The 14,167-nt window shown below is 59.7% G+C and carries 13 protein-coding genes; 5 read left to right on the plus strand and 8 right to left on the minus strand.

What is annotated here, in order from left to right; translation table 11 throughout:
• Nucleotides 1-228: 228 nt before the first annotated feature.
• Entirely contained in the window at nt 229-2,937 is a 2,709-nt protein-coding gene (locus J3A64_RS00665) for a S8 family serine peptidase (RefSeq protein ID WP_210066030.1), read from the plus strand.
• Nucleotides 2,938-3,167: 230 nt separating this feature from the next.
• Here J3A64_RS00665 and J3A64_RS00670 read toward each other — a convergent pair whose 3' ends face one another.
• From J3A64_RS00670 to J3A64_RS23535, 4 genes are all read right to left on the minus strand, one after another.
• A complete protein-coding gene (locus J3A64_RS00670) occupies nt 3,168-4,175 on the minus strand; it encodes a PASTA domain-containing protein (RefSeq protein WP_210063411.1) in 1,008 nt (335 codons plus the stop codon).
• A 246-nt stretch (nt 4,176-4,421) separates the two neighbouring features.
• On the minus strand, nt 4,422-5,090 hold the full coding sequence (locus tag J3A64_RS00675) for a hypothetical protein (protein ID WP_043806278.1): 669 nt from the start codon (nt 5,088-5,090) through the stop codon (nt 4,422-4,424).
• A 147-nt stretch (nt 5,091-5,237) separates the two neighbouring features.
• A complete protein-coding gene (locus J3A64_RS00680) occupies nt 5,238-6,323 on the minus strand; it encodes a hypothetical protein (protein ID WP_286176108.1) in 1,086 nt (361 codons plus the stop codon).
• 432 nt (nt 6,324-6,755) lie between these two features.
• A complete protein-coding gene (locus J3A64_RS23535) occupies nt 6,756-6,887 on the minus strand; it encodes a hypothetical protein (RefSeq protein ID WP_286176109.1) in 132 nt (43 codons plus the stop codon).
• A 255-nt stretch (nt 6,888-7,142) separates the two neighbouring features.
• Between J3A64_RS23535 and J3A64_RS00685 the strand changes: the two genes are divergently transcribed.
• Nucleotides 7,143-8,606: a YdiU family protein gene (locus J3A64_RS00685; RefSeq protein ID WP_210063413.1), complete on the plus strand. Its 1,464-nt coding sequence runs from the start codon at nt 7,143-7,145 to the stop codon at nt 8,604-8,606.
• 399 nt (nt 8,607-9,005) lie between these two features.
• Here the strand turns inward: J3A64_RS00685 and J3A64_RS00690 are convergent, their stop codons facing one another.
• The 4 genes from J3A64_RS00690 to J3A64_RS00705 all read right to left on the minus strand — a co-directional run bounded on the left by J3A64_RS00690 (nt 9,006) and on the right by J3A64_RS00705 (nt 12,129).
• On the minus strand, nt 9,006-9,413 hold the full coding sequence (locus J3A64_RS00690) for a MarR family winged helix-turn-helix transcriptional regulator (RefSeq protein WP_014922573.1): 408 nt from the start codon (nt 9,411-9,413) through the stop codon (nt 9,006-9,008).
• A 165-nt stretch (nt 9,414-9,578) separates the two neighbouring features.
• Nucleotides 9,579-10,799 carry a VCBS repeat-containing protein gene (locus J3A64_RS00695; RefSeq protein ID WP_210063414.1) on the minus strand — a complete coding sequence of 407 codons (1,221 nt, stop codon included), beginning with the start codon at nt 10,797-10,799 and terminating at the stop codon, nt 9,579-9,581.
• A 108-nt stretch (nt 10,800-10,907) separates the two neighbouring features.
• Nucleotides 10,908-11,420 (minus strand): hypothetical protein, encoded by a 513-nt coding sequence (locus J3A64_RS00700; protein WP_011775827.1) that lies wholly within the window; start codon nt 11,418-11,420, stop codon nt 10,908-10,910.
• 127 nt (nt 11,421-11,547) lie between these two features.
• Entirely contained in the window at nt 11,548-12,129 is a 582-nt protein-coding gene (locus tag J3A64_RS00705) for a DUF1349 domain-containing protein (RefSeq protein ID WP_210063415.1), read from the minus strand.
• A gap of 329 nt (nt 12,130-12,458) precedes the next feature.
• On the opposite strand from J3A64_RS00705, the gene J3A64_RS23540 reads away from it, so the two are divergent.
• The 3 genes from J3A64_RS23540 to J3A64_RS00715 all read left to right on the plus strand — a co-directional run bounded on the left by J3A64_RS23540 (nt 12,459) and on the right by J3A64_RS00715 (nt 13,999).
• A complete protein-coding gene (locus tag J3A64_RS23540; RefSeq protein ID WP_286176111.1) occupies nt 12,459-12,815 on the plus strand; it encodes a hypothetical protein in 357 nt (118 codons plus the stop codon).
• A 17-nt stretch (nt 12,816-12,832) separates the two neighbouring features.
• A complete protein-coding gene (locus tag J3A64_RS23545; RefSeq protein WP_286176114.1) occupies nt 12,833-13,408 on the plus strand; it encodes an Ltp family lipoprotein in 576 nt (191 codons plus the stop codon).
• A gap of 171 nt (nt 13,409-13,579) precedes the next feature.
• Entirely contained in the window at nt 13,580-13,999 is a 420-nt protein-coding gene (locus J3A64_RS00715) for a GNAT family N-acetyltransferase (RefSeq protein WP_210063416.1), read from the plus strand.
• The last annotated feature ends 168 nt before the right edge of the window (nt 14,000-14,167 follow it).

A 14,167-nucleotide genomic window follows, 5' to 3' on the forward strand; every position in this document is an offset into this window, starting at 1 on the left:
CATGGAGTCAGCCGAACGCCTTCCGCCACACTCCAACGGCAGTTCCCAGGTGATTCGCGGAAAATTCTACTTGTTGGCTAAACTCGTGCTGGCCGTTGACTCGCGGCCCTATTTCCGCGCTCTCTGGGGGCGTTTGAGCAGAGGGCGATCGTAGTGAAAAACCAGCCAAGAGCAAGTGTGCGCTCCCGTCTGGTGTTTGCCGGCATTATCGCAATGGTGGGTGCGTCCATGCCAGCGATTCCCGCCGTCGCTGATGACGCTCAGCTACCCGGTGCTGCACCTCTGGCGATGTCTGCTGGGTCTGAACCAATTCCCACCGACCAGTTCATAGTGAAGTTCAAGGAACGCGCCGGGATTCAGTCTCTGGACCGTCAATCCGCGCTGGGCCGTGCCAGTAACGCTTTGGGCGTGGCGGTCACGGTGCTGCGGACAAGTGCCACCGGCCAGGAGGTCCTCAAGACCAGCAGGAGGCTTGACGCAGACGAGAGTGCGGTACTGGTCGCAGCCCTGGCCTCGGACCCGAACATGGAGTATGCCGAGCCGGACGCCATCATGCGCCCTTTCGCAGTGGCGCCGGATGACAAGTTCTACAACCTTCAATGGCCGCACATCCCGCAGACCGGCGGCATGAATGTACTCAAGGCGTGGGACGTCAGCCAAGGTGAAGGATCAGTAGTTGCCGTCATCGACTCGGGGATCATTAGCCACTCGGACCTGAACGCGAACATCTTGCCGGGCTATGACATGTTGAGTTTCCCGGCGATGGCTAAGGACGGGGACGGGCGGGATCCAAACCCTCGCGATGAAGGCGATGCCAACAGTTACGGCCAATGTGGCGCGGGCACGCCTGCGGCGGGCGACTCCTGGCACGGTACGCACACCGCTGGGATCATCTCCGCAGTGGCCGGGAACGGAATAGGCGTAGCCGGCGTGGCTCCAAAGGCCAAGGTAGTCCCCATCCGGGCTCTGGGCGTGTGTGGTGGATATTCGTCAGACGTTGCCGACGCCGTCATCTGGGCCGCAGGCGGAGCCGTTCCCGGCGTACCCACCAACGCTAATCCTGCACGGGCCATCAACATCAGCCTTGGTGGCCGCGGACAGTGCACCTCTCTTTATCAGGACGCTTTCGACTTCGCCCGGAGCAAGGGAGTGTCTGTTGTCATCTCAGCGGGCAACGAGAGGATCAACGTCTCGGAGGTCCAGCCGGCAAACTGCAAGAGTGTCCTCGTTGTTGGTGCCAGCACACGCAATGGAAGCAAAGCCTGGTACTCCAACTTCGGGGTAAACGTTGACGTCGTTGCGCCCGGGGGAGACATGTTCGGTCAGGCACTCAATGGTGTGGTGTCCACGCAGCACTCAAACGATTACTTCTTCAAGCAGGGAACCTCAATGTCTGCCCCGCATGTAGCTGCGGTGGCAGCGATGATGTACTCCACGCTGCCCGCTTTGACTCCTGACGAGGTGGAACAGAAGTTGAAGGCAACGGCGCGGCCTGTGAGCGATTGCCCGGGCGGATGCGGCGGAGGCTTGGTGGACGCCGGGGCGGCCCTTGACAACGTGGCAGCGGACGCAGCCCCGATGGTCCCGGGCACGCCAACGATTTCTGGCGAGGCGGCAGTCGGCGGAACTCTGACCATGTCGCCCGGAACATGGGGGCCAGCTGGTTACGTCGTCACCGAACAGCGGTGGAATCGAAATGACGTTGCCACCAATTTCACCGGTACGCAGTACGTCCTGGGACCCGAAGACCTGGGTACCACCATCACGGTGACGGTGACGGGCAAGAAGGCAAAGCAACCCAACGTTTCGGTGACCTCGGCGCCGACCCAGCCCGTGGCGATAGGGAAACTGACGGTTGATGAGCCCGTCATCGAGGGCACCCCATATGTCGGGGGCGTGCTGACGGCAGACACGGGCGCATGGGCGCCCGCACCGGTGGAGCTCGCTGTGGAGTGGCTACGCGACGGAGCACCCATTCAGGGCGCTACCGGCCAGACGCACACAGCCACTGAATCGGACCTGGGCAAGGCGATCACCCTCAGGGTTTCCGGCTCAAAGCCTGGCTACCAGCCGCAGTCACTGGTCAGTAAGCCTACTGGCCTGGTGGTGGCTGCGGACAAGGCAGTGACTCCGGAGCCTGTGGTCTTTACGGACGCTCCGTACACGGAAGACGACACTTACGTCATTCCTGACGTGGTCGGCATTAACTACGTTGTCGACGGCGGGACGGTTGCCTCCGGGAATCATCCGGCCACCGGGCGGGTCACGGTCACGGCGGTTGCCAAGGACGGCTACGTGCTGCTTCCGGGTGCCACAGCCTGGACGGAACGGTTCAGCGCCAAGGGCCCGGACTTCGTGCCGCCCACTGAGTCACCGTTCAAGGACGTGCTGACCACCCAGCAGTTCTACAGGGAAATGGCGTGGCTGGCGGATAAGCGCATATCCACAGGTTGGGTAGAGGCGGACAAAACGCTCACCTACAGGCCGTTGACGCCCATCAACCGTGATGCCATGGCTGCATTCCTGTATCGCCTGTCGGGTTCGCCGGCGTACACCCCGCCGGCCAACTCGCCGTTCAAGGATGTCCTGACCACCCAGCAGTTCTATAAGGAAATGGCGTGGCTGGCAGACCAGAAGATTTCCTCCGGCTGGACGGAAAGCGATGGGTCTCGGACCTACAGGCCTCTAACGCCGATTAACCGCGATGCCATGGCTGCGTTCCTTTACCGCTTGTCTGGATCGCCTCAGATAGACAACATGGACCTGATGCCCTTCAAGGACGTGGTCCCGGGCCAGCAGTTCTCTTATGAAATGGCATGGATGTCAGAGATGGAAATCTCGTCGGGCTGGATTGACACGGATGGAAGCCGGGTCTACAAGCCAATCACGCCCATCAACCGCGACGCGATGGCGGCTTTCCTTTACCGCATGCCCTAGTTAAATACGGGGGAGTGTGGAGTAGGGGCGACTCGGAAGGTGTCCTGCAACCCACGGGCGGACGGATGGTTCCAGCGGGATTTGGCCTCGGCCGTCGCGGATCACCAAAACCACTGTGCTTATCGCAGCGGCCACGGAAATTAAGCCCATAAGGACCAGGGCAATAACCAAAGCCAGAGACATCGCCGTACCTCTAGCTCTAAATTTACTGCTCTGGCCCGGATCGGGGGCTAGCCCAGCTTCGACCAAGTTCCGCAATTACTGGATTTGAAGCCTTCCCCGGCTGAAACTAGCACCGTTACGCCGTCGGGAGCGAAATCGACGAAGTCGTTAGCAATGATGTCGCCTCCACCGGAGTTGCGGGACCAATAGCACCCTTTGACGCCAGGATTTGTTTTCCAGGTTCCGGGCTCCATGGTCTGGCCGACGGTCCAGGTTCCGTCGACGATCCTGGGGTTGCTGACTGTGCTGCGCAGGGCTGGCGCGTGCGGGGCATCGGGGCAGATGGTTAGGGCCACCTCGGCTTCAGCCTGCCTCTCTACAGTGGTTGCTTGGTTGGTGTAGGCGCTGTCGAGCTTTGCGCAAAGGTTCATGATCCTTTCGAGCGTGGAGCCCGGGTTCAGGATGGTCACCCCTTTGGCCGCAACAGTGTCCACGAGTTTAAGTTCGGTTGGCAACAGATCGGTCTTGCTCGATGGTGAGATCCCGAGAATCTTTATGGTGCATGCGGTCCCCCCGTCTTTGTAATTGATGCCAACCCAAACATCCTTGAACGTCTTGTATTCGCGGCTTCGGCCCACTCCACCGCACGTGTACGTGTAGCGTGTGGCAATTTTTGCCTCGGCGTCAGCGACTTCAGCGGCCGCTGTCCTCGCCTTCGCGCCTGCAAGGAAGTCCTTTTCCGTGGTGTTGACTCTGACGTCGACGTATTCATTGCCTGAGAAGCTGCCCGCAGCGGGTGAGGTGGAAATTGTGAGTACGCCTTCATCCGGAACAGTCTCCCGTTGCCACGGAATCCCCTCGGAATCGACGATGCGCGCTCGGTAGTCGAGCTTTTCCAGCTCGGACTCAGCTTCCAAATACGTCTTCCCGACGAGGTTGGGGACGATCGCCCGGTGCGTTGCCGTGGGTGATGATTTTGCTGACGCTACAGCCGAGGATGATTGCGTCTCACCTTCTCCACAACCGGTGAGTGCGACCACTAATACTGCCAAGAGGGCAGGGATACGGAGCTTCATGTCCCCCAAGTTTCGTTCAAGGTGCGGTGATAATGCCCGCTTATTCTGGGCGGGCAGGTAATGGCACAACCATAACGGCCGAGCGCCCTCTGCCGGGAATTGACGCACCGAAACGGATATAAGCGGGTCTACCAGGTCGAATAGGCAAAGTAGCGGCACTAGCAGGGCAAGGCGACGGGTTACGTCCGGGAGCGCCAACGCATGATGTCGTGTCGGCGCCGTCGAAGTCGGAGGAAAAGCCTCTGTCTACGCCATATTTTCGAGAGCTACTCGGACTCTTCTCTTTATCAACGAAGGGTCTTTCTGAAGGAACTCTCGATCTACGGGTGGCCACCCAGCGGGCAGCTCCCAATCACCATTGCCAGCGATATTGACGGCAGCTTTCCATATAACTGGCTGAGTAAGAACGAGTTGTGTAACCCCACCACCAACTGGATATTGCTCATTGGGTGGCATCTTCGTGTCATGATCGATCGCAGGAACTATTTTCGTAGCCCGATCCGTACCTCTCAACTGGATCAGGTCGACGGCGTTACTGAGTGCATCAAAATCTGACCATGCTTTACCCTTTGCAATCACCTGGGGACTGATCCTATATCGGTCAAACTCAGCGTGTCTGGCTGCTCTTCTCTCAGCAGAGACGAATGGGCGCATCCGGTCCTCTGCTTCGGTCGACGCGGGCGGGCCCACCCTGCCCCCAGAATTCAGCGTAGTGCCGGCCAGCACCACATCGCCGACAGCCGGCATTTCTTGAAGAAACATCACGGTAAATCCGTCTGCTAACCGTCCAGGATGAAAGCCGAGCCAACTTTCAAGTTTGGCGTTGTCACCTCCGATGATGGGAATCGCCAAACTATTAAAAGTGGTGAAGAATCCACCAAGACTATCCCTGTCTCCGACATTGTATTTGAACATTTCGACTGCTTCCTGTGTTGAAACTCTTTGGAGAAGTATAAGCGGCATGCGGCGGTAAGGGTTGATGCTTGTGCTTGTCATTAATTTGTGTTGTAAAATTCATCAACTTCGGAATGAACAGCATGTTTTTTTAGTGATAGTTCCACATCAGGAATTGAGCCGCGGTTGCCGCACGCTGCCGGCCTTCCGGGACCAGATGAGGAGGACGGCCGAGCCAACCGGGGCGAGGAAAGCGGACATCGCGACCAACTGGAGGCCGACTACGGATGCCGCAAGCCCCATCAAAGCGACCACGGCGATTCGGCCGAAGCGGCCGGCCACCACCAGGCGTCCCAACGGAAGTGCGATGGCGAAACCCAAGAGCGTTGCTGCAACAAGGATGGCATTCCACTGCGAAGCGTGGCCCGCCCCGAGGAACTGCGCGAACCCCTGTACCGCCATGGATGCGCATCCAAGAAGGACGGCCCACGGCGTGGTTGACCCTAGCCGTGGTGCCAGCACCCGCCCGGCAAGTATTAGCAGGGGGATGCTTGCGAATGCACCGTAGGCCAGTCCAAGGTTCATGGCGTGGGTGGAGTCAGTGACCATGGGCGCCCACGTACTTCCCGTGACGGCAAAGACGGCGCACGCCAGCCCGACTACGAGCAACGCCAGCGCCGCACCGCCCACAGCACGAGGGCTGGGTGCGACCACTTGACGGCGGATCATGTGCGTTGGAGCCGCAGCTACTGCTGCGGCCGAACGTCCCTGCCGTAGGGCCACAATAAGCAGCACGACGGCGCCCAACGTGCCCATCATGGGTGGCATCAGCATGAGTGCCCCGAGAGCAAGCGCCATAGGTGCGGCCAGGAGAACGGCTAGCGTGACGCGGATGGGAAGCGACCGCCGGCTGGCCAGCAGGGAGTCTAACGGAACTGCCAGGCACGCGGTCCCGGCAATCCAGCCCAGAATCATGAACAGCAGCGTCGAGGATCCGAACCAGCTAAAGCCCTGATTCATGTCAGCTTCGTCAAAACGCACAGACCAACTCGCTGCGGCGGTCACAGCCAGAGCCCATGCCGGCACCGCACCTACCGCCGTGAAGCGGGCAACGCCGGCGGGCAGGCGACCGTTCAGTCGCAGAAGCACGACGGCGGCAAGGCTCGCCGTGAGCGGGCCGACGAAACCCGTCAGGACGAGGTGGGCAGATCCTGTCCACGGGACATGGAAAGTGTTACTGAAAAAGAGGGCCATGCCGCCCAGGAACGCGAGCAAAGATGCAGTTGCGCACCCAACGGCCCAACCTCTGGTTGCTGAAAATCGGCGCGCTTGCGCAATTGAACCCACATATCGCCTAACTTTTTGGCGGAAACCGCCCCCCATTGATCTCCTGCCAAAAGGCAGTGGTTCACATGCTAGCCGGAAATCGAGGCAGGAGCCTTTGTGCTCTAACGGCCTAGAGGCATACAGCCGGAATTTCATCCAGCGAGCGAATTTCGGCATTGCCTCTGCCGCCGGGTTGATATTCGCACCACTCCTCAGTGAAAGCTTGAGCATGCCTACGGTCAGTTGCGCGTTAGATAGGGGATCCCATACCGGGCATGTCGAACCTCCCTGAACAATGGAGCTTGGGGGGTCAGGACTTGCTTACCTGTTTTAGGCGGTGGGCGGTAATACGGCGGCGGTTCAACCGTCCTCTGACCGCGCTGTCCTCTTCAGCTCAGCGATCCGCAGCCGTAAGAAGATGATGGCCAAGACCAAGGCATAGACAGCCAGGACGGCCACCGCGATCGTGAAAACAGCATACAGAATCCCCATGATTCCGAAGGCCGGACTTAAATTCATTGGTCCCCCCAAGAGTCGTTGGGTCCCTATGCTACGCAACAACGGGCCATTCTCTAGGACGCGGGAAGTGTGCCGGATTCGTTGATGAGCGCGCCAAACGACTCCGTGCTCATCTGTTCCGCGACCAAGACGTCCATCTCGGCTTGAGCTCGGGGAGTAGCGCACGAAGGTCCCGCAACGGATGTCATCGTCATTTCGCCCCGGCAACGGCATCTATATCCTTGATAGATGAGTGAAGTTGCGCATTCCACCGTCGCCTTTGAAGGGCATTTCGCCAGGGAGCTCCCGGAGCTGGCTATTCCTTGGCGGGCGGAGGAAGCTCCTGATCCGCAGCTTTTGACGCTCAACCAGCCACTCGCCGTCGAACTTGGTTTTGATCCTGATTTTCTCCGGAGCCCGGAGGGCGTGCGGCTGCTGGTCGGCAACGCCTTGCCGGAAGAGGCAACTCCGGTAGCCCAGGGCTACTCCGGTCACCAGTTCGGCTGGTACTCACCGCGGTTGGGGGATGGGCGCGCCCTTCTGCTGGGTGAGATCGCCGGCGCTGACGGGAAGCTTCGCGACGTTCATCTCAAGGGATCGGGGCGGACGCCTTTTGCCAGGAACGGTGACGGTCTGGCGGCGGTTGGTCCCATGATGCGGGAGTACATCGTGAGTGAGTCGATGCATGCCCTGAACATTCCCACCACCAGGTCGCTCGCGGTTGTGGCCACCGGGCGTCAGGTTCAGCGGGAGACCCTCCTGCCGGGGGCCGTTCTGACCCGGGTTGCCGGCAGTCATCTGCGGGTGGGCAGCTTCCAGTACGCCAGGGCTTCCAACGACATGGACCTGCTTCGTCGGCTTGCTGACCATGCGATCGAACGCCACCACCCGTCGTCGGCCGGTGAAAGCAACCGCTACCTTGCGCTCCTCAAGGGCGTCATCTCAGTCCAGGCGAAACTTGTGGCGCAGTGGATGCTGGTCGGCTTCGTGCACGGTGTCATGAATACGGACAATATGACGGTGTCCGGCGAAACCATCGATTACGGTCCGTGCGCTTTCATGGAGGGTTTCGATCCGGGAGCCGTGTACAGCTCCATTGATGAAATGGGACGTTACGCCTACCGTAGCCAGCCTGTGGTTGCGGAGTGGAACCTTGCCCGTTTCGCCGAATCAATTGCCGCTTTGATCCACGAGGATGAGGAGCAGGCGGTGGCCCTGGCTGTTGAGGCGCTCAATGGATTCCGCCAGGAGTACAGCGCCGCGTGGTTCAGCGGCATGCAAGCCAAGCTTGGGCTGCCTGAGGGAATTGACGACGACGTTGCCTCGCCTTTGGTGGATGACCTCCTGCAGCTGGTTCAGGAGACGCGCGCGGACTACACCTCGTTTTTCCGAAGCCTCGGAAAAGCGGCGCGCGGGGAGGTCGAACCCGCGCGCAGCCAAATCCTGGATCTGGCCGCGTTCGATTCCTGGTTGGAACGCTGGCAGGCACTTAATCCGGATGCCGATGCCATGGACCAGGTCAACCCGATCTATATTCCACGGAACCACTTGGTGGAGGAAGCCCTTGCTTCCGCAACTGAAGGGGACATAGGTCCGGCTGAGCGGTTGCTGGCCGCTGTATCCGACCCGTACAGCGAACGTCCTGGCTTGGAAAAGTATGCCGAGCCTGCGCCGGAGAGCTTCGGACCCTACCGGACCTTCTGCGGCACGTAAAGCTGCTTGCGGGTAAAGCCGCCGGCCAGCGAGCCAGCCGTGCCGGGCTGGTCGCCGGCCGGTTGGCCTAGCTCCAGACGGCCCGAACAACCATGTCTGCACCTGCAGACAAATGATTTCCTGTGTGTCCTGCATCCAGTACGCACAAGTCTTCTGTGCCGGAGGTGCTTGTTGATACGAGGCATTCGGCTGCCTTGAAACTTAGGAGTTCCACTGGCAGGCTGTCGCCTATTTTGAGTTCACTCATGATGCCCTTTTGCTGGTCCGGGTATCTTCTAAAGTGTCTCTAGCCCGGTTGGTGGGGGAGAGAACTTTCCCCTTGGAACGCCGGACTTCATCAGCGGATAACACCATACTGCCCTGATGGGCGGACATTCGTCTACGCGGGATGAGTCACGATCAGTTGAACTTTGTGTGGCGCACGATTGCCAGCAGCGCTTCCCGGAGGTCCTCCGAGTCGAGATCGATGGCTGACAGCACGGTGTTCTCTTGGCGGTGGGATTGCTCCAGCAGCGTCAGACCCACGTCGGTAATGAATATCAGCTGGCTGCGTCGGTCGAATCGATTGGGCTGACGGCGGATGTAACCCCGCGATTCCAGCCTGGTGAGCAGCGGGCCCATGGTTTGGGCTTGGACGCGGACGCTCCGGGCAAGTTCCCCGGGCGTGATGGGCCCTGCCGCTGCCAAGGCGTCAAGGGTGAGTACCGCCGGATAGGTCAACCCCAGCGGGCGTAGTTTGTCGTTCCACGCCAGCTCCACGAGCCGCGCAGCTGTGGACAGCAGCCGGCTGGTTGGCCATCGCTCCATATCAGGCATTCTGGCACCCCCATGCTTTCCGAAATAGTCAGCTTCCTTACTAAGGCTACATCAGCTGCTCTTCGGTGACGCTTGGGGCACTGCACTGGCCGGTTTCGCAGTAAGGCGGAGTCGCCGGACATAGTGCGATGATCTCAGCGTCCCGCGCCTTACGTTTTAGATGAGACTGCTGAAGATGTCCCATCCGTTGCCGATCTGGCCTTGCTTGAACAGCGAGTAGCGTCCGTCAATGCCGATGTTGTCGTAGCGAAAGAGATCTCCGTCGTGGGTATAGGCGATGAGCTCACTGCTGGAAATGTTGTACGACTTCTCGGAGGGGCCGGCGCTGCTGATCTCGGCCATTTCGTCCCAACCGTGGCCTACCAACGATGGTCCGGCCCAACCGCCATATCCGTCAGAGGGGTACTGGTAGAGGAAGCCACTGCGATCGCGGGCGAAAATGTCCGCTGTCCCATCACCGGTGGAATCGCCGGCTGCAATGATTTTGTCGAAGACTTGCCAGCCTGCTCCTACTTGTGAAGGCGCGAGCCAGCCGCCGTCGCCGCTACCCGGGTAAAGATGCAGGTTTCCCGAACGGTCACGCGCTAGGACGTCGTTGAGGCCGTCACCGTCGAAATCCCCAGGCCCAACGATCGAATCGAAGATGCCCCAGCCGGAACCAACCTGTTTGGGTGGGAGCCAGCCTCCCTCACCGTCACCGGGGTACAGATGCAGGTTACCGGCGCTGTCCCGTCCCAATATGTCGTTATGCCCGTCTCCATCAAAGTCACCGGGGGAGAAGACGATATCGAAGATGTTCCACCCCGTTCCTACCACCCTGGGTTCATCCCAAGAGCTGGGGAACTGGAGGAGCTCCATGCCAGGCCCCCAGTAAACCCAGTGCGGCTCGTACGTCCGGGGGTAGAGGACAAGGTCCCCACCGTCGGTTCTGCCCAGCAGTTCAAAGTTCCCCCGGCCTGTCCAGCCCATGGCCCGGCTGGATGCTTCGATGGGACGCGTCACTCTGCTGTAGAAGACCTGTGGTACCGCACATTGGGTGTGGACGTTCATGGAGATACGCTTACCCCGGTCCTCGGGGATGAGTTTCAGAAATTCCCCTTGCCGCTCGGCTGGTAGGGGAACGCCGTTACTGAGCCATTCAAGAACAAACCCGTTCGGGGCTTCCTCAGTTTTGCACTTCTGAAACTGTGTTATCCCCAAGGTCAGCTCGGACCCCACAAAGGGCAAGCCCACTATGGGCGGTATGTACGACGATGCCTGTGGCGCGGACTCGATGCCGTCTTTAGCTACGGCCGGCGGTAACCCAGCCACCGTTGAACTCAACAACACCGCGGCAAGAACAGCCGATTTCACTGCAAGTGCACGAAAAGTTCCCATGATCCCCCAAGCCCCACCCATTCAAGCTCTGATTTGAGCCGAGCCTAGCATTCATGTTGGGCAGATTTTGATGCCTCGGTTCCACGAAAAACGGGTCGGGAGGGATTGTCAGGAGAGCTCAAACGCAGGACGACCGCCGCCTCGCTCGGCGCTGTGCACATGCAGGGCGTGGCGCATGGCTTGGCGGTTGTCTTCGGCGAATTGAGGGTGGCCGGCCACACGGTAAAGGTCCGCTGCCCACTGAAATTCATCCGCGGCGGCACGGAAACGGGCTTCGTCGAAAAGCCGCCGCCCGATGTGGTGGCGAACGTAGGCCTCCTCTTCCGGTGACTGGACTGTTCGGAGTGCTTTTTCGTGGAGAACTGCGGCGTCGTGCCAGCGGTATTGGCGTTGATTGATCTGGGCCAGGACCAGCAACAGCTCTCGGCGGTCAGGTGTATGAGGCAGCAACTTGAAGCCTTCGTCCAGGGCTTCGGTGTCCCGGCCAAGTAGCGCCAGATACCTGACGCGCTCCACCGGAGGGCACTCGCCTGCCAACGCAGCTTCCAGGGCTTTGCGGTTGATCACCACGTCGCGGAACGTCGCAGGATCAGTACGCCAAAGACTTGCAGTATCTTCCACCGTGATGTGCCCCCCATAGGCTTGTTATGGAGCCAACTGAGTCGCAGCACTGCCAATCGCAGGCTGCCGGAACTTCCATAATCTCATGAACGCTTGGGCCCGCAAGCTCGCTCCGATGGGGCTGGCCTCAGTGAAGCTGGCTGTCGGCTGGCGTAGCCCGCCAGGAGTGAAAAGGGACGGTCAACCCTGAACGTGTTGGTGCGCAGGTGAACGGCCCGGCGACGGTCACCAGGTCAGGTGCCAGCGGCACAACACGTACTAGTCGGAGTTCGTTGCTGCCCGATGCGGCCCTTATGGTGAGGGCGTCGCCGGAACGGCTGACCCTCATGCGGACCCGCCCGCCGTTCCATTCCGGAACAGGCGCCAAGGACCAGTCCGAGAAGCGGTTGGTGACCACCGCGCCCACTTGAGCGGCGCCGTCGGCGAATTCGACGCCCGCCTTGATCCAATGCTCGGCGCTGATGCGGACAAAGATGCCCGCTTGGTCGAACTGTTGGGAAAACGCGGCCGTGAACTCAACCTCCATCGCGCTGTCCTGCGGGAAGGGGGCGAGCAGCGCGTGCTCGGTGTCGTGGATGAATCCGTAGGACGTGACGCGCCAAGCGTCGCTGCTTTCGGCTGCAGTCACCAGGAGGTCACCTGCCTGCTCGACGACGGCGGCCGGCTGGTTTGTCCACTCGCCGCGGTTCCAGGGGATATCGGTAATCACAGGACTCCTCAAATGTTTCGGTATGCATGCAGCTGCGTTGTTTCAGGCATCCGGTGTTTGGATCAGGGTAATCGACTATGGCGTTCCTATTCCAAGGACGTGGGAATGGTGACCCGTATAGCGTTTAGGGCACCTTCACAGGGCATTTTGCGGGCAGGTCTTACGGAATCCAGTAGCCCTTGAACGGCGGGACTTCGATGCGCGTTTGATGTGGCCCGTGGGGACCGTCTTACGGGCGCGAAAATGCGGATGCCCCTGACTAGGTTCTCGTAACCCTCCAATCCGGGGACCACCTGGTTCACCGCTGATCAGGGCGGCAGATAAATGACATGGAGTCCGGCCAGCTGTCCCGGTCGCATACAATGCTGACAAATATCGAACTCATGGGGGAACAATTGAATAAGTTTTTTCCGGCCACCATCACTGTCGCCGTCCTAGCATTGACCGGTTGTGGCGGCGGAGGCTCCGAGGCCCCAGCGGAACCCGCTCCAGAAACCACCAAGGCTGTCTTTTCGGCCGATCAGACCTGCGACCAGCTCTTCGACAAGGGTGACGAAGGTCGAATGTTCGGAGCGGTAGCCTTCTTGCAAACCTACCGGACCCTGTCAATGAGAACGACCAAACCAAGGCAAAAACTATTGTCGCTGACCTTGAGTACGTGGCTGGCACCGCCAACGATGAGATGAAACCTCTCATCATTGACATGGCTAAAACGCTGGACGGCTTTGCCTCAGCTGAGGGCGCCAAAGTGCACGTCAACGTTGATTCCTTCAAATCGGCCGGAAGCAAACTTATCGACCTGTGCCCAACTCAGGCGGAAGCCTATGGGGATGAAAAATTGAAGAAAGAAGCTGCGGTCAAAGCAAAGGCCGACGCAGATGCAGCGGCCAAGACCAAAGCTGAAGCCGACGCCGCGGCCAAGGCCAAAGCGGCCGCCGATGCCGCAGCCGCTAAAGCTGCCGCCGATGCTGAAGCCGCTGCCAAGGCTGGAACGGTCAGCCAGCAGAACGCTCGGGGGAAAGCTGCAAGCTACCTCAAGTTCTCTGCATTCTCGCGCACCGGCCTCATCGGACAACTGGAGTACAACAAGTTCTCAACTGCAGATGCAACGTGGGCGGTTGACACCATGAAAGTCGACTGGAACGAGCAAGCAGCCAAGAAAGCCGCGAGCTACCTGAAATACAGCTCCTTCTCGCGTTCCGGGCTTGTCGACCAGCTAATCTACAACGGCTTCACTCCTGAGCAAGCCGAGTACGGCGTGAGCACTACCGGGCTTTAACGATACGACCCAGTTGTGGCTGTGCCGGCCGATGCTGGAACTGGGCCAACCGATGTAGCGATGTTCGAAACTGTTCCCCAGCACGCTAAGGGATAACCGGATTCTGTGGGGCGTCCTACGGGGGACCGGCCTACGCGCAACGTAAAGGCTTATGGCTGCGAAGATCGACACATGGATTACGTGATCACCGCTGAGATACCCACCGCTGACGAGCTCATCGAGTTGTATGGCTCGGTGGAATGGACCGCCTATACCGACGACCATGCAGCTCTTGTCGCCGCCGTTGATGGTTCGTTCTGCGTCCTAACAGCGAGAAACGCAGTAGGTAAGTTGGTCGGGCTAGCGCGGACATTTTCTGATGGTTACACGATCGCCTATATCCAGGACATTGTGGTATCGGCAGAGCACCAACGACTGGGAATCGGCGGAGCACTGCTGGACGAATTGCTGCACCGAACCGAGCGGATCAGACAGGTAGTCCTGCTCACGGATGGTGAGCACGCACAGCGCGCCTTTTACGAGTCCCGAAAATTTACAGAGGCACACGACTTTGCCCCGCACCAGCTTCGGTCTTTTGTTCGTTTTCGTTGATCTCTTAGCGGATTACAGCGTGCCGACATTGGGTGTTCTAGTTCCAAGAAAAGGGGACGTCAGGTTGTGTTTGGGACTGGCATCGGCGCCGTATCGAAGCGAGGGTCTGGCGGGCTCAGGTCCGACAACCCGCCACGCCCAAGCCATCAAATTGGGGTGCTTCCTTTT

It is taken from the genome of Pseudarthrobacter sp. PvP004 (genome assembly GCF_017876035.1).
Taxonomy (GTDB): Bacteria; Actinomycetota; Actinomycetes; order Actinomycetales; family Micrococcaceae; genus Arthrobacter; species Arthrobacter aurescens_A.